At 53.3% G+C, this 15,914-nt stretch carries 17 protein-coding genes; 2 read left to right on the top strand and 15 right to left on the bottom strand.

Translation table 11 applies throughout. The features are described from left to right. Positions 1-131: 131 nt before the first annotated feature. The 3 genes from ACSQ3S_RS18545 to ACSQ3S_RS18535 all read right to left on the bottom strand — a co-directional run bounded on the left by ACSQ3S_RS18545 (position 132) and on the right by ACSQ3S_RS18535 (position 3,369). Positions 132-923 (bottom strand): FTR1 family iron permease, encoded by a 792-nt coding sequence (locus ACSQ3S_RS18545; protein WP_436143346.1) that lies wholly within the window; start codon positions 921-923, stop codon positions 132-134. A gap of 60 nt (positions 924-983) precedes the next feature. Then, positions 984-2,033 (bottom strand): GGDEF domain-containing protein, encoded by a 1,050-nt coding sequence (locus ACSQ3S_RS18540; protein WP_436143345.1) that lies wholly within the window; start codon positions 2,031-2,033, stop codon positions 984-986. A gap of 112 nt (positions 2,034-2,145) precedes the next feature. Then, positions 2,146-3,369, bottom strand: coding sequence for an NnrS family protein (locus ACSQ3S_RS18535; RefSeq protein WP_436143344.1), 1,224 nt, complete (start codon positions 3,367-3,369; stop codon positions 2,146-2,148). A gap of 647 nt (positions 3,370-4,016) precedes the next feature. Between ACSQ3S_RS18535 and ACSQ3S_RS18530 the strand changes: the two genes are divergently transcribed. Next, on the top strand, positions 4,017-4,445 hold the full coding sequence (locus tag ACSQ3S_RS18530; RefSeq protein WP_436143343.1) for a hypothetical protein: 429 nt from the start codon (positions 4,017-4,019) through the stop codon (positions 4,443-4,445). Between the two features lie 339 nt (positions 4,446-4,784). On the opposite strand, the gene ACSQ3S_RS18525 is transcribed toward ACSQ3S_RS18530, so the two are convergent. The 9 genes from ACSQ3S_RS18525 to ACSQ3S_RS18485 form a co-directional block, all read right to left on the bottom strand. Continuing rightward, positions 4,785-5,285, bottom strand: coding sequence for a hypothetical protein (locus ACSQ3S_RS18525; protein WP_436143342.1), 501 nt, complete (start codon positions 5,283-5,285; stop codon positions 4,785-4,787). Next, positions 5,285-5,872 (bottom strand): HAD domain-containing protein, encoded by a 588-nt coding sequence (locus ACSQ3S_RS18520; RefSeq protein ID WP_436143341.1) that lies wholly within the window; start codon positions 5,870-5,872, stop codon positions 5,285-5,287. The genes ACSQ3S_RS18525 and ACSQ3S_RS18520 overlap by 1 nt, the downstream gene beginning before the upstream one ends. An 8-nt stretch (positions 5,873-5,880) precedes the next feature. Next, positions 5,881-6,732: a flagellin gene (locus ACSQ3S_RS18515; RefSeq protein WP_436143340.1), complete on the bottom strand. Its 852-nt coding sequence runs from the start codon at positions 6,730-6,732 to the stop codon at positions 5,881-5,883. Continuing rightward, positions 6,732-7,109, bottom strand: coding sequence for a hypothetical protein (locus tag ACSQ3S_RS18510; protein ID WP_436143339.1), 378 nt, complete (start codon positions 7,107-7,109; stop codon positions 6,732-6,734). The genes ACSQ3S_RS18515 and ACSQ3S_RS18510 overlap by 1 nt, the downstream gene beginning before the upstream one ends. Positions 7,110-7,187: 78 nt before the next feature. Beyond that, the gene (locus ACSQ3S_RS18505) at positions 7,188-8,060 is read right to left on the bottom strand and encodes a hypothetical protein (RefSeq protein ID WP_436143338.1); all 873 of its coding nucleotides are present in this window, start codon (positions 8,058-8,060) and stop codon (positions 7,188-7,190) included. A gap of 53 nt (positions 8,061-8,113) precedes the next feature. Continuing rightward, positions 8,114-8,560: a hypothetical protein gene (locus ACSQ3S_RS18500; RefSeq protein WP_436143337.1), complete on the bottom strand. Its 447-nt coding sequence runs from the start codon at positions 8,558-8,560 to the stop codon at positions 8,114-8,116. Between the two features lie 71 nt (positions 8,561-8,631). Further along, positions 8,632-9,369 (bottom strand): hypothetical protein, encoded by a 738-nt coding sequence (locus tag ACSQ3S_RS18495; protein ID WP_436143336.1) that lies wholly within the window; start codon positions 9,367-9,369, stop codon positions 8,632-8,634. Between the two features lie 23 nt (positions 9,370-9,392). Next, a complete protein-coding gene (locus ACSQ3S_RS18490; RefSeq protein WP_436143335.1) occupies positions 9,393-9,749 on the bottom strand; it encodes a hypothetical protein in 357 nt (118 codons plus the stop codon). 52 nt (positions 9,750-9,801) lie between these two features. Continuing rightward, positions 9,802-10,518 (bottom strand): hypothetical protein, encoded by a 717-nt coding sequence (locus tag ACSQ3S_RS18485; RefSeq protein WP_436143334.1) that lies wholly within the window; start codon positions 10,516-10,518, stop codon positions 9,802-9,804. Between the two features lie 265 nt (positions 10,519-10,783). Between ACSQ3S_RS18485 and ACSQ3S_RS18480 the strand changes: the two genes are divergently transcribed. Next, positions 10,784-11,245, top strand: a complete 462-nt coding sequence (locus ACSQ3S_RS18480; protein ID WP_436143333.1) for a helix-turn-helix domain-containing protein — start codon at positions 10,784-10,786, stop codon at positions 11,243-11,245. A 142-nt stretch (positions 11,246-11,387) separates the two neighbouring features. Here ACSQ3S_RS18480 and ACSQ3S_RS18475 read toward each other — a convergent pair whose 3' ends face one another. The 3 genes from ACSQ3S_RS18475 to ACSQ3S_RS18465 form a co-directional block, all read right to left on the bottom strand. Continuing rightward, on the bottom strand, positions 11,388-11,978 hold the full coding sequence (locus tag ACSQ3S_RS18475; RefSeq protein WP_436143332.1) for a phospholipase D family protein: 591 nt from the start codon (positions 11,976-11,978) through the stop codon (positions 11,388-11,390). Positions 11,979-12,150: 172 nt separating this feature from the next. Further along, positions 12,151-12,858 carry a gamma-mobile-trio protein GmtX gene (gene gmtX / locus ACSQ3S_RS18470; protein ID WP_436143331.1) on the bottom strand — a complete coding sequence of 236 codons (708 nt, stop codon included), beginning with the start codon at positions 12,856-12,858 and terminating at the stop codon, positions 12,151-12,153. Position 12,859: 1 nt separating this feature from the next. Further along, a complete protein-coding gene (locus ACSQ3S_RS18465) occupies positions 12,860-15,907 on the bottom strand; it encodes a VPA1269 family protein (protein ID WP_436143330.1) in 3,048 nt (1,015 codons plus the stop codon). Positions 15,908-15,914: the final 7 nt, after the last annotated feature.

Genomic DNA, 15,914 nt, shown 5'->3' with positions numbered 1-15,914 from the left:
TATTTCTGCACAAATGCAATAAAAAGCATTTAAAATACTACATTAAAAGTGGAGAACAATCAACTCTCCCCGTCCCCACTAACCGTATTGCCGGCATTTCCAGACCTTTTGGCACACATGGAACGGACATCTCATGAACTGCGCAACGCGCCCGAGAAGCGGGCTACTAGCTTGGGCACATTCACGAACGAGACCCCTAAAAACAGTAGCGGAATGAGGACCAAGCTATATGAAAGCCACGCTCCGTACATGCCGTCGGGGCCATATGGCTCAGTGACGACGTGCCAGTGGGCGTTATCGATACCTGGAATGACGGCACCCTCAGTAAATTCGTGGAACGCGTATATCACAAGCTGAATCGAAAAGAGAACCATAAAGACTGCTGTCGCTTGGAAGAATTTTCCGAGATTTATTCTTTTACCGAATCGTGTCCAAGCTAAGGAAAGTAGGGCGGCTAGAAAGGTACCGACCAGTCCACCAGTAAGCAAGCTTCGAAAATCAGCGGAGGACGCGATGGTGGCCAACATGGTGGCGGTTTCGACACCTTCGCGGCCGATCATCAAAAGGACAAACAAAAAGACGCCGAGCTTCGCAGCCATACCGCCACGCTCGTCAGCGGCCGCGAGACCTAGGCGAATCTCAGTCGAGATTCGTTTGCCGTTACGGACCATGTGGACCGTGCAGGATGACACTAAACTAAAGGCCATTAGCGCGAGCCAACCTTCGGACGCAGGCGTCAACGCTCCGAGTTCGGCGAGCACAATGCCCAAAATAACTGAGCCTACAATTGCTACGACCACGCCTAGTTTCATCGAAGTGATTAGATGCTGGCGACCGGTTTGCTTCAGATAGAGTAGCGTGACCGCAACCACTAGGAAAGCCTCAACACCCTCGCGGAATGTGATAATTAACGTAGATAACATTTTCACTCCAAACAATTGTTCCTTACAGGGCCGGCGGAGAAGCTATGGCACGCGACGAAGCTACAGCCTACTCGCCTCCACCCTATTGCGTCCGTTACCCTTGGCTGAATAGAGTGCAGTGTCTGCTGCCCCCAATGCTGCGTCCAATCCCGCTTGCCCGATCAACTTGGAGAGCCCAATACTGATCGTTACATCTACCGTCTCAGCACCATTCACTGGGAACTGGATGGAAGCAACCGCACTACGAATTCGTTCCGCAACTTGGCCGGACTGCTCGATAGAAGTATTCGGGAATATCAGACCAAATTCCTCTCCACCCAGGCGCGCGACAATATCCGTATCGCGGGCGACTGAACGAATGGCATCAGACACCGCGCAGAGAACGGCGTCGCCGACCGCGTGACCGTAGTTATCGTTGATTGCTTTAAAATGGTCCACGTCGGCGATGCCGACCGTCACCGGCGCTTCGCTTCGAGCCGCTCGAAGAACAGCTCCCGCAGCCTCTTTCTCGAAGGCCCGGCGATTTGGTAATGAGGTAAGCGGATCGGTCAAAGCCTGCTTTTCGAGTAACGCCATCAGCTCAGCATTGCGTGCCTCGATTTCTTTTCGTTGGCGTATGTCAGTGACGAACGCACCAAAATATCGATTGCCGTGGAAGCAGCCTAAGTCGACGGCTTTCATCTCAATGGGCAACCTCTCACCGGAGCGATGCCGAATCTCCAGCTCTCGCACATGACCGAGGACTGTCGATTTCCGACCCGTAGTGATGAAGTCGGCCACTTTCTCGGAGTGAGGGGATCTTGCATCTGGTGGTACAAGTATGTCCATCGATTGGCCATACAATTCGCCGATGGAGAATCCAGATAGCTCCTCCATCGCGTGGTTGACGTAGCGGATGAGCGAATTTCCATCGATGATGATTGCGCCGTCGAGGGCGTCTCCTAGGAGGCGCATTGGAAGCTCAAAGGGCAGATTGAATTGAATCGCCGGCCGCCGCGCGAGTGCTTTGGCGGCGACTGATAGATAGCGACAGATATCTGCTACTTTCCCCCACAGCCTAACCATAAAGACATCTCGCATCCGCAAATCATTTGTTTTGTGGGAGCGCATAGATTCGCGCCAAGCGGACTTTCGTGCTAAAGCACCACATGCACTTAGCATCATTTTCGTTCGCTTGGATTGCGCGGAAAAACCCCGGACTTCGCGGTAGGCTCTATACGTATTAGCCATCACGTCCATCCAATCTTGGCGTGCACAGGAACGGCCCGAAGACCACTGCGTAAGTGCCAAACGCGATTACCCAGCATAAACCCGCCGCCACGAGTAACACATCCTTTATGCCAGATGGGGCGATATTGGCTAAGATGCGAGCCACGGCCGCACACTGCACGGCAACGAAAATAAGTAGCTCATGGTGCTCCGCTCGCATGAGGCGACCGGTGTGACCGATCGTTGTACGTGCAATCATGCCAAGGATGAGGCTGGACATGCCGCCAACTGCGATTGCGTGCATGGCGCTGCTGACACTCGCTATGCCTAGCGAAGCTGCTGCAAGCAGCAGATAACCGCCACCTATCCAAGCGTAGGCTAAGTGAAGGATCCAGAGGAGGGGGTATCTAGCGGTACGTTGAGGGGACCAGAACGCGAGCCGTGCTAACTGCAGCAAACCGGAGCCGCCCGCGAGCGCGGCGGTAAGCCATGGAGCTAGGCCGGTTGTAACCCAAGCGAGGCTCGCTACAATAACGAGGGTGACGCTCGCCTTATCCAGGCGCTCAAAGGTCTTGGGTTTGCTCCCCGGCGCCATGTTGGTTGTGAAGCCTGGAATGACACGCCCCCCCATCACAGTGGAAAGTACCGCGAGCACAAGAATTGCCGCCTCTGTAGCTTCAATCGCTGAGTAGCGGTGCAAGCCAAATGTGTTCGCATGGAAGAACAGGTTAGCGATAAAGAGCAAGGCCAACAGCCCCAGCAACGGCAGGTTTCGGCGTTTGCCAGAACGCCACATTACGCGATAAAGAGGGACCATCGCAACAGGAATAAATAGCAGATCAAGGCCCGCACCAATGGCGGAGGAGGGCATAAGCATTCCAACCCGGCCAATTATCCAGGTACCAACGATAGCCGCCAACCTCCAACCTTGCGGAGTCCACAGACCAGTCCAGTTTCGTGCAGCGGTGAAGAGGAAGCCAACAACCACCGCGACAGCGAACCCGAAAACCATCTCATGCATGTGCCAAAGCAGATTTACATTCGGTATCTGAACACCCCCCGAATAGCTGACAAGCCACAGTGGAATACTTAGCAGGGCGAAGAGGGCTGCCAGCAGGTAGAACGGTCGAAACCCCAAACGGAACAGCGCGAGGCCCCCAAGTGAAGGGCGATGGCCTTTCTGCGGGGTTTCGTTGGGCTCTTTGATTGGTATGTGGATGGCAGCCTGTTTCATCATTCATTTCGACATAAAGATATATTCGATATACTACATTAAATTTTGGTATTGCGTGCGCGCCGCTCAGATCCCTAATTATTAATTGGCTTACTGTCCCGAGAGGAGGCAATCCGAGTGAGTTACGCTCAAGATTTTTTTCGGCAGACCACTCTGGGTGCTCGCCCTGTTTGCGCACAAAATACTGGTGGAGCTGGGCTACGATGTCGTCTGCGGTTTCAATGCGCTCGTGCCCAGTTGGGGTTGGCTCGGCCAATAGACGCACGCTACGCGAGGCGAAAATTTCTTCGACGGTTGGTATGTGCTGAGGCATGAAGTGCCCGTTTATTCAGGTATCTACGAGACGAGCGACAGGTTAGACGTCGCTGAATTTCGTCACATGTTTGTTGAGGAGGGGGATGAGTATTTCGTAGAGCTCGCCCGCAAGCAGAAGCCTCAACCATCATCGCATACCAGACGGGACAATGAAAAGAAAGCGCCTAGACGGGCTAGCAAACGCGGCTACATGGCTGCCGCCCAAGGCTCATCGCGATAGTGGAACTAGTGCGCAGCATGCGGCATCGCACTTGCTGAGCATGGAATTGTGCAGAAGGTCTTTCTGCACAGTGCTAGACTGAGTGATGCGTTGGCTACAGTAGAAGGAGTTCCCGATGGCAGCCTGGCAGTTTGACCTTTACTTCATCGCCCGTGATACATCGGCACCAAACATGGATGCCGAAGGCTGGGATGCACCGCCACTACCACTCGGGCTTGTCTACGATGTGCAGACTGAGCTCACCAACTATCTTGGCTCGCCTTGGATGATGCTACCGCACTGGCTTGTCTTCGGCCCAGAGAGAGGTAACCGGGTCGATATCTTGTTCGAAAACGAAATAGAGGCCTCCGTATTCGTTCGGTGTGACGTTCGAGACGAAGCTCCGCAGTTCCTAGTTCTTGTGTCCAATCTAGCCCATATTCACGGATGCCGCTTCTTTTCTCCTCAAAGCCGAGAGCTGCTCGAGCCAAACCTGGAAGTGCTGGAGAGTGCAATTCGACGTAGCAGCGCAAGGATATTGCCCGACGAATTGCTTCGGCGGTAACTCAACCGATTGAGCTCATCGGACTCAGTATTTCTGAATGAAGAAAGCCGCCCGGAGGCGGCCTCGTTAGGAATTCAATCTGGAATAGGCTTGTGCGGTCTCACAACGGGTTCTTTTCGACGTGCGATTGTCCGTTCTGCGCGCATCTTTTCCGCTACAACAGTTTTGTCGTGTGGATTCAGTTTGTTCAACTCCTCGCGCCACGCTTCCCAGGTTGAAACCGGCGCGAACTGTGATGGGCTATCTAAGAACAACATAGTCGTGCCTCCAGAAAAGCAGAAATCACGGTGAGGCTCGTAGCTCTGTGTTCCGCTAACAAATTTTTACAGCACAGCTTGGTCAGTACCAATCGGCGTTAAACGGTTCGAACGTGGTCTGCGAATGGAGCACCCTACAAGCGGCCATGTAATTCACTTCATTGAATACGGGGCCGTCAAACGCCACGGTATAGTCCATCAAAATATGCCCAAGCTGCTTACTTCGCTCAGGTGTCGTGATGATTAAAAATGAAGTGGGCGTTCTGTCATTACATCCGGCGTGCCACGCTTCGACCTCTTTCTCTAGCGTTGAATCTGTATCCCAAGGCGTTACCCAATTTGGGTGTAAATTCTGCGCTATCAATGCTCGTCCAGTGTTTGCAAGCACTGACACCATCTCATCGTAGGACCGGTATTGCACTACGTTTGACGTCAGCACATACAGTGCATTGAAAGAGCGAAAGAGGTCGATAATCAAGGGGGATTTGACTAGCAAATACACTTCTCCCGCTTCAGTACGGGCCCCAAGGGAGTCGAGAAATATCACAGGCCTTTTATCGATATCGGCGAGGGGTAGCGGCATCAACGTTGCTCCCGTGCGCTCACGTCTGACGAAAGCTGGCAGCGCAGAATTTTTTGCGCCGAACGGAGTTTCGGATGCGTGAATCCCACCCAAGCATCGCAGAGTACTGCGCTGTCTTCAATGTGACTGCCCACGATGGACTGGCCGCTAACCAGGTCGTCAATGACCAAATACGGCACTGGCGTCAAAAGCGCGTGCGCGTCGAGCCAGGCCTCAATCTCAACCAACCGGTATGAATCGTCATCCCTGGGCGTGCACCAAAATTCATGCAGATTTTCCGCGACGAATCCCAAACTGGTCTGCCTGAATGTCTCGCACAACTGCTCACGGCTCAGATGCAGCGTCCACGATGAACTAATCACATATCGCGGCCCAAACTCGTCGTTCAGCAGCCGCAGATTTTCTCGCGCTGCTGCATGAAATACCTGCTGCCAGACATCTGTGGCGTCAACGGTTTCGTTTCCGGCAAGAGCTGCCAATACTTGACGCGTGTTCAGCGTGCGATGTACGCACAGCACGTCGTCAATGTCCAAAAAGACTACTGGGCGTTCGCCTGGCGTGTACATGGGAGGCGCGGGCTTCTTCATACAGATTCTCAGGTAACCAGTGAGAGGGTCAGTTGGAAAATGGAGTTTGATTGCTTAAGCATTGCGGTACCGGCCTGCGTGAGCATCTGTGCTGACGTAGCGTTTGCGGACTCAGCCGCGTAGTCAGTGTCCCGGATGCGACCGCGTGCGTTCTCGGTGTTCGTCGAGACGTTCGCCAAATTGTTGTACACGTGTTCCAAGCGATTGGACACTGCGCCCATCTCACTTCTCAATGCTGCCCAGCTGTCAATTGCATTGGTCGAATTCTCGATGGCCTGACTGGCGTTCTGCGTCAAGATGGTGTCCAGGTCGGCGTTCGTGTAATTCAGCGAATCTAGCGTACCTATAAGAGCAGGCTGAAGATTGACCTCCATTACGCTCGAAGAACTCTCGCCGATTTGCATGTTGACCGGATACCACAATTTTTCGTGGTTGTTTGGCGGCGTGCTGATGAACAAATCCTCACCGTTATATTTAGTTTCTACGCCGTGCCATACCTCAGCGAAAAGACTTACAAATTCAGTCTGCAACGCGGATTTATCTGTTGCGGTCATCGAGCCGTCAGCAGCTTGAATTGCCAAGTCTTTCATACGCCCGAACAACGTGATTATTGTGTCCACGGCGCCTTCCGCTACTTGCATCAGCGAGATGTCGTTTTGCGTGTTACGCATGGCCACGGCCATTCCGCTTGTCTGGGCTTTCAGGCGCGTTGCAATTTGCAGCCCGGCCGCATCGTCTTGTGCAGAGTTGATGCGATACCCAGTGCTCAACCGAGTCATTGACACTGACGCGGCGCGGCTTGTGCTGTCGATGGCCCGGGTCGCGGATAAGGCAGAGGTATTAGTGCGCAAGCTGAGCATCAGGCACCGGTGGGCAAAGTGTTGAGCACCGTAGAGCTCTCAGGAATCTTCCACCCTAAGACCGCCGCAGTTCGCCGGATGACCCAGCGCATTTCCGAACTGCTTCCCCAGCCGGTACCAAGAAGCTGCGCAAGGAGGCGCTCAAGGATTTGCTGCTCCGTCAGTGCGGCGTATTTTTCGGTTCGATTTTTCCGACATTTCGCGACGAGCTGGCCCGCGAGGTCTTCGCAGACTTCATATCGTTCTGCGATTTCTGATTCGGTCGGCGCGTCCGTGTAGCGTCCCGATAGAGCATCAACTCGGACGGAAACTTTGGGCTGCGCGCCTGCCAACGAGGCCTGCATTGGCTCACGTGGAAAATCACTAGGTATAGTCATGCCGTTAGCCTCCCTACTAGTTAAGAGGTGCCCGGCTTGGAGGCACCTCTTGAAACGATTTATACTAATAATCCAAAATCACTTCTGCGCGAGGACGTCGGCGTATGCAGCGCCGCCACCAGCGATTGCTATCAGCACTCCGGGGTGTGCGTCCCCATTAGGCAGCAAAGGTCTACCATCAACGTCGATTTGGCCAGGAAGTGCGCCGTAAGGGCCGATAACACCGGCCATACTCAGCGACGTTCCGTTTGCCGTCGTGAACGTGACGGACACATCGTGTACCTGAGTGTCGGCGTGAAATGCCGTGATAGAGCCCGTGAACGAGCCCTGTGCCAACTTGCCGGAAATCGAACCGCCCGCCGTAATCGTCATCGACGTGCCTGCCGTTTTTCCGTTGTAGACGCCAGCCATGGTGCTGTATGAGCCTGTAATGCTATTGCGATAGGCATAGTTGACGCCGAGGATTGACAACTCGGTGTCGATATCCTTGTTCGCGGGATTTTTCATCGACAGATTAACTACCACCGGGCCGCCAGTAGCGCCGAGGATGGAGCCGGTAATCGCACCGGTCTGGCCAGTAGTTTTTCCGCGTGCGTCAAACAGCGTCATGTTGACGTTACCGTTTCCTGCGGAAGTGTCACCGTTCGCTACCAGCGAGCCCGTGAATTTGCCGACCCATACGCCTTGGCCACAAATTCGATAGCCAGTGTTGTCACTGCCGAATATCAGTTCGTCATAGCCTATACGATGAACCTGCTGCGGGAGCCCAGACACGGGGTCGTACTCCGTGGTGACGATGCCGCATTGATTGGTGACGATATTCATTTGGAACGCGCCGCGATACTGCGCCGTCAGCTCTGGTACACCGCCACCTAGGGCGCCACCACCACCGCAACCGCTACTGACCACAGCGACCGAGCTTACTGCCAACAACATGAGGATTTTTTTCAATTTCTACAGCCCTAACTAGGTAGGAAGATTCGAATACTTCTAAACGTGCGGGATTACAAGTTGTTCAGCTGACCACGGCACTGTTTTGCAAACTGCACGGCCTGCTGAACAATTCCATCGCGGATTTTTCGCGCCGCGTCTTGAGTATTCGTACTCGTTCGCCAAACCTGAAGTCCCGTCTGGCATAGCAAAATTGGATGCTCAAAATTGCTTGCTCCAGGGCGTGGAGCCTTCAGGGAGAACGTGCCGGACACTATTCGAATTGATTGAAGCTCGGGCTCGTATGACTCAGTGATGTCCGCTTCAACCATTGCATCTACATTGCTGGGATTCGATATTGCCGATATTCCACCTGCTCGAAGTCCTTGCAGAACCGCACTTGAGATAGCATCCGGCGTGAGTACCAAGTCATGCTGGCCGGTGCCTTTGGTGAATTCGAACCAATAGCCTACTGACGGCGCTGCCTGTGCCGCCTGTGCAGTCGGAAGCGCAGTGGCCATGGCCACTGCGCATATGGTCATTGCGGCGGCGCTGAAGCGTCGCGAACTATTCCGCGTGTAAGCCGCCATCATCATTTGGCGCTCAGCTTGTCGACCGCAGGCAACGGCCCAAGCTCAGGTTGGCCTTCCAGATGCACCGCACGAGCACCGCTGGCGCGTTCAATCGAGCGCATGGTGTCAACGATAGTTTTATTGACCCATTCCTCCGGAGTTCCGGCGATTGCATTGGCGCCTTCGCGAACGAGTTGATACAAGCCTCCGCTCTGTTTCATGAATACGGCGTACATGTCGACGTTGTAGCCTGAGCGATATTTATAAATGCATGTATATAGCGTGAGGTTGTTCGACCCACTGATATTTCGTACCGCCTTGGAGGTCCACACCGCGTCAGCGCATGTGGCCACCTTAAGGCCGAGGCCGCCGCTTTGACTGGCCATCATTTTCAACATGGCGGAGTTTTGACCATTCAAGCCAGCGGCAACATCATCGATGGTGAACTTGCCCGGCGTCGTCGGCACGTTTTTACCGATTTGCAGTGGCATAGCGGTCTGCACACTATTGGTGTTTGCGGCCAGTCCGTCCGACGCGGCTTTTGCAATCGTTGCGGTATCCACGCTCGTTTTGATGTCGTAGATGTGGTAAATCTCGACTGCATCACTACGCTCAGTGAGCGTGCTGTTTACTGCTGAGCAACCGGACAGAGCTGTGGCAGCGGCGAGGATAGTAAGGGTGGTGATGGTCGTGCTGTTTTTCATTGCAGTCCTATCAGTACGGTGAAAAGGGGAAAGCAGCGGCAAAATCTTGCGCACAAATTTTTCCTTTTAAAAAACAATCAAAATCGAATGATTGGTGACGCATCAGGCGCCAAGAAATGCCTGCCACTAGGTCGCAGGTATAAGCGCAGCGCCGTTACCATCGTTGTCTCTATTTGCGGGTTGTAGACCACGCTGACATCAAGGGAGATGCCAACATCGGCCTCCGGTGGATTCTCTTGAGCTGCCACACCGGATTCCCGAAGCCCGGCTAGCACCGCCCCTGCGATGGCACCTGCGGACAACAACGGATCCTGGGTGCTGTTCGAGCCAACAGAGAAATCCGCGCTGAAAGCTACGGGCATGCTGGCTGCTATCGCGCCGCCATTCGTGCTGGTGGCGAGTGCCACAAACGCGATCACAGAAAGTTTTGACATCAGATACCACTCCATCAAGTTAAAAATGACTGCAAAAACCCTATGGCTGCGTTTACGTACTGAGGAACGCGAGCCAGTCACCGAGTGGGATAGGTTCATCGGACTGATCTGCAGGGCCAACCAGCGGCGCGACGCCTTGGCGAAAAATGTTGAATGCGTCACGAGCGTAATCGGGGACGTCTCTCCAAGAAATGACTTTGCGACCGTCAGCAGCGATGTGCGAGTTGAGGCGGGGCGGAAGTGGATATTCTTCAAAATCCATCAGCGCGGAATTTTCGAATGCGAGCATTTTTAGCGAGATCCCCAGTGGAACCGCACTGCTGACCGGGATCTCGATCGGCCAAGCTGCATTTGCGTCGGCGTTGCGAGCCATGTTGTAGGTTTTAAGGCCTCCAGGCTCACGTGTCAGCGAAACTGATGTCAACGGTACAAAGTCGTCGATGGCGCCGGTTCGGCTATATGCAATGACAATCTGCATCGTTGCCACGCTGGATTTCATAAGCTCTGCCGGCACACTTGAATACCACTGTGTATAGAACGCAAAGACCGAACGCAAGGTCAAGGCTACTGCGGATTCTGACCAGGCTGGATACTGGCGGAGCAGGCCCGCACAAACAGTTTCAAGCTTTCCAGACTCCGAATTACTGAGTTTGAACGTCGCAGTCAGGCCTGGGTTTGAAACCAACGCGCTGTCGACTACTGCCATTTCGACGACTAATCGGCGGAACTGAAAGTAGTCACTGGAGTAGGTAATTGTTGCTGTAAGCATAATTTTTCAGCGGCGTTCGTCCGCCGCAGCCTGTCCTTTTTAAATCAAATCTGTGCTCACTGCGGAATTGCAGGTAAAGCTCCGCCCTGGCCAAAAAAAGGGCCTTAAAAATCCATTTAGGAAGAGGTTGCTTTACTGCTCCGAGTTGGTTTCGCTATGGAAAGGATTGTAAATCCATTTAAGTGTGATGTAAACGGTAGTGATGTAAATGATAGTGATGTAAACGTCGTGGCGGAATTTTGCCTTTTCAGCCACTCTCCGCGCTATGACAGTAAAAACCCCTACCGCTTCGACTGGTAAGAGCCAGTTAGGGCTCAAGTTCGAGCCAGGCCCAAGTCAGCTGAGACTGACCTTAGGGGCGCTCTTCCTTGAGCAAAGGAACAAGCAAGGGCTAACTCAGGCTCAAGCCGCTGAACTGGTGGGCGTTCACCGCACATATGTCAACAAGGTCGAGCGAGGCCAGGTCAACATCAATCTGGATAACCTAGATAAGTTCTTTAAGGCGTTCCTCCCCGATGGGAATCCCAACACGACTAAGACACGCTTCGGTAACAATATCAAAGCATGGAGAGGGGAGAGTCATTCCCAAGAGTCGCTTGCCCTTTTTCTAGACATACCAGTTCAGTACATCTTTCGTGTCGAAAAAGGGGTGGTAACCACTGCGGTTGACCAGGTCGGCGCTATCGCGGAGAAGCTTGGCGTAGACCCAATGGAGCTGCTCCGGTAGTTAGGAGGAGCGAGTGAAGTCGAAAGGTCAGATTTCCGGTCACTCGAAGATCAAATCTGGGATAGGTCTCCCTGCAACAGCGGATGGCGAGTGGCAAACTGTCGATTTCCGCAGCCGCAAGGAGGCAACTATACAGCGAACGCTAATAGTTTGAGGTGTAGGTTTCAGCCTTGTTCCAGCGGTCACGCCAGTGACCTAAATAGGTCACAGCCAACGTTGGATTTTTCCAGATCACGATGACGTTTTCGCTGTTTGCTGTTGCAGCCGCCTTACTGTAATTGAAGCTGCCAGTTTCCACAGTTTCCTCGTCAGCCACAATGTATTTGTCATGGTGAATGGCGTAGACCGAAATGGTCCGCGTTGGTATTTTTGCACCTACCAGCAGGTTCAATGCCGCGATACTAGCCTTGCTTTTGTTACCCTTTTCGTCGACAACGACCTGTACATCAACGCCGCGCTTCTTGGCCTGCAGCAGCGCCTGCACGACTGCCGGGGATGTAAAAGAGTACGCCGCTAGGTAAAGGCTCTTCGATGTAGAATCGATGACTTTGACAACTAGCGCCTCGCTGCCGGCGCCAGGAGAAAAGGCGACTTCGGTTTGCGATGATGGGACGACCTTGGCGGCTGTTGCGGCCGAAGTCCCCTTTTGACTATCTCGGCTAATATACCCGTAGGCTTGTGAACCGGCTGCGAGAATAACAACAACAACTGCGGATATGATTTTTTTCTGCATTTCTGTATGAAGAGGCAAGTCCTGTTTTGAGAATTTGGACCGAAATCAGCCAGGCGGCTTCATGCGGCGCGTTATTATTACAGACATGTATAGCACCCGCCAATTCTCTAGAGCCACACGTCACGCATACCCTCTAATTGAGCCACTACAAGACGGTTCAGTTAGGTCAGTGCTACCACTTGAGCACTTCTTGTATGGCCAAAATGAATGCAGGCGGAAACAGGATGTCACCCTCGGCCGTCAGAACCGAACCGTCATCCGCAACACTCATCCCTCGCTCGGCGAGCCGTGAAGGTGTAATGCCCGTTTCGAGGGCACGTCGGAATCGCGGTGAAAGACGAGGCAGGGGAGTGGATGGCAGGGGAGTAGATGGAGGTGCAGTCGGTAAGATATCAGTGTTTCCCAGCACCGCACCTCCAGTTTGCGGAGGTTGCGGTATCGAGCTGCCAAGTTGTAGATTTTTAAAAGCCGAACGAAGATTATCGTTAGCGACCTTTAGCTTTCTCGCGTCGTCAAAATGGATGCGGATCTGGGCGCGTACACCTAGATCATCTATTGATACCAATAACTGCTCCAGCGGCGACGAGTCTTTGGAAACAAATCGCCGCGCACCACCAACGCAATCGGCAAAAGCAATGATGATATCGCGATAGCTTTCGCCCTGTTTGTTGCGAATATGTTGGGTAGTCGGACCACCCGCTGCCTTCAAGCGTTCGCCGACCTTTGCAATGGAGTAGTCGATCTTTTTTTCGCGTCGCATCTCCTCCAGGATCTCCCAGAGCAGCTCAAGGTTGTGACGCGCGCTTTCGCGCGCAGCACTCTTGACCTTTTCCTGGTAGATCCCATACGCAGGCTCAAGAACAGGGTCGACTTTCCGCATTTCACTCGGCCTCGATGTTGAACAGCTTCCTGCTGAGCATAGTCGGGACCATGGCCTGCAGATTTTCGTTGAACGACTTGTCGAGACCCAGGGCCTGCAACGTCGTTCTCCCATCAATCAAGTCGTGAGTGCTCCTTCTACCGGCCCTGGCGTACAAGAACTTCGCCATTTCATTTCCGATCGCTAGCGATTCCTCGTCGCTGAGAAGGCACAATACCGGATCGATACCAGACTTGCGCAGCATGCGATCAAAGAGCCTTGCGCGTTCCATGGCAGGCCGCTGCCACTTAATTCCAAGACCAGAATAGATAACGGCATCTCGGCAGATCGTGTGGAGTTGCTCGAATTCGTGAGCTTCCTCCAGAATGGATTCGAGCTGTTCGACGCCACCCACAGCTACCAAGGCCGGACCATGGCCAACTTGCTTCGAGGTCAAGATGGCTTTGCATTGTTTAATTAGATTGAATGCGTCATGAACGGCCAACAGGGCCTCGTCAATCTCTTCAGTCGCCCTAGTAAATCTTGCGTCTGAGCGCTCCATTGCTCGACGATTGGCGAATGGTTCGCCCGCATCAAGGGCCATCTGATAGGAGTCCGACAGAGAGTCGAATTCCTTCTGAGCTTCTTCGTATTCGAAGGACTCTTTCTTCGTGATGTAAAGCCGCTCGTTGATAAATGCTTGCAGGCCGAGGAGGAAGCCTGGTCCGCTCAGAAAGAAGCGGCAGCGGACGCAGTTGCTTGCGCCACCAGGAACTGGCATAAAACGGATTACCTTGTCCTCAGGTTCGGAGGCGACTAATCCCTCTTCACAACGCTTGCAGGCCACGGGGCAAATGCCGTGATCCATGACCACGAGATTGGTGGTGATCTTGTCGTTCAGCACGCTGAAGACTGAGTGGTGATTGAAGGCCACCAGCTTTTCCAAGTTCTGCCGGCTTTCCAACTCGATGAGCGCAATTGTCTCATCACGTTGCGTGGCCAAGTATGCTTCAAGCTTACCGCTAACCGCGCTCGACACTTCCGCATCGGTCAGTTTGATGTACAGCGCGGACATCAAAAAGGTCGCGTGACCGACCAGTAGCCTAATCACTTCGATCGATACGCCGGCTTTAAACATTGCGGTAATGCCGGTAACACGCAGGCTGTGCAAATCATAGATCGCGGCGCTTGGCAGACCGTCTTTATCGTACGAGCTGATTAATTTAATCGGTGAGCCGTCTCGCATGACTTGCCCGGCTGCAGCCAGCCTTTTCTCAAGTTCCACCATCAACTTCAGCCAGAAATTACGAACCATGGCATCCGTGATTGGTTGCCCGTTTCCACTACGTTCATTGCATGGGTCCCGGAACAGGAAGAAGTTCTTCCCACGAGCCAATAAGTCAGACTTATGGATTTGCTTGTGATGCTCAGCAATATCAACCCATCGAGTGGCCTTTTTTTGAGGATTGTATTTCTCCTGCCAGTCTCGCAGATAGGCGAGGCGCTCCAGCACGCCAAAGTGCTCCCATGCCATCACGTACCCAGGCACCTCACTGGTGAGGTCCGCAGTTTTGTTAGTGTTGAAATAGAACACCGCGCCGGTCGTCCCATCTTCTCGCTTGTATTTCCGGAAGACACCGCGCTCGATGAGCCCAACAGCTGGTGCATGAGGGCCGCTATTCGGCAGCCACTTACCATCCCTCTCATACCTAAAAGTGTCTCCCTCGCCACTGTCGAGGAACCGGACCTGGAATGTCCGGGCCGGCAACTCGAGCTTCATGACTAAGGCAATTGCCTTCACGGGAGACCACATCATTGAGGTGACACCGGTCTCAGGATTGTTGTATCTGAAATGACTTTTTTTATCCTCACGTGCCCACGAGAAATCGCCGCTAGTTAGGATTCGCAGAGCCTGTTCCACAAGATAGGCCGGCATCGGGTGACGATGGGTCACCGTCTTGTTCGCGCCTTTTGCGCGAATCTTGGGCATGGGATTCGCGAATCCCGGCAACAATACCGGCAGTTCGTAATCATCGACATCCATGCAAGTACGAACAAGCATGTCATCCAAGAGCGCGCTCAGCGTACTTCGCGTAGTGCGCGCCATGTTTGGCTCTAAGTCTGTGAGCAATGGCGAGGGTACATTCCTCGCGTCAAAGAAGCCCATGGGGTCTCTGGTAATTGATGGGTTCGCAATGAGATAGTCCAAGAACACGTTGGCCACGGATCTTTTTTTCTTGTAGTTGCTGGGAACCTCGTTGAAGTACTGCAGAATAAGATCCACCCATGGTTTAACAGTGGGGTCTTTATCAACTGCCCATTTCAGATTTTCATCACGATTGTTCGGTCCGGAGTTTACCGAAAAATAGCCAAATGTCTTCGGCGTCCAAGTGACGTCATAAGAACTGCGGGTCATCACGAGTATTTGTGATAGGACGATAGGACGTGGTTTGGGATCGACCATCTTGCTACCGTCATACTGAAAGGTGGTAGGAGTGATGTCGGCAATACTTTGTATGCCGGCACGAGGAAGCAAGATCCCCATGGCATAGCGGAATCGAAGACGCTGGTCTACTGTGTTTCTCGGGTTCTGCAGATGATTTTCCATAGCCAACAGCATCGCCGACACCTCAGGAGCCAGGCCCGCGTTGTCGCTGCGAATAGAGAGGGTATCGAACGGACGCGTCGATGCCAAAGGGAAAGCGAGCACGCCTTGTGACCACAGCGCGAGTAACAACTGGGTGATCGCAGCCTGGCTCACAGCAACAGATACCAGCTCCTTGCCGCTCTCGTAATCGCTGAGGATGCGTTCCATCAACTCAGTTACTTCGGCGTGTGTCTTCACGTTGATGAGACTCTCCACGTGATAGCGGAGTGCGGCAACAGGCCGATTCGTCGAAGGCAAAGCCATTGCCCTTGCCAGCCACTTCTGCGCGATCTTGCGTACAACCGGCAGACTGAAGTTGGGGACAAGGAGATAGCTATCCAGCGAACCGTTGACGTGGATGCGGTTACCGGTCAGCTCGCTGTTGACGCAGGACCATTGGGTAGATTGGAAGAAGTTCGACATGGCTTAT

Origin of the sequence: Duganella sp. LjRoot269 (assembly GCF_964254095.1) — a bacterium.
GTDB lineage: Bacteria > Pseudomonadota > Gammaproteobacteria > Burkholderiales > Burkholderiaceae_D > Rugamonas > Rugamonas hordei.
The sequence above is the reverse complement of the archived record's forward strand: the minus strand, read 5'-3'. Positions and strand labels throughout refer to the sequence as shown.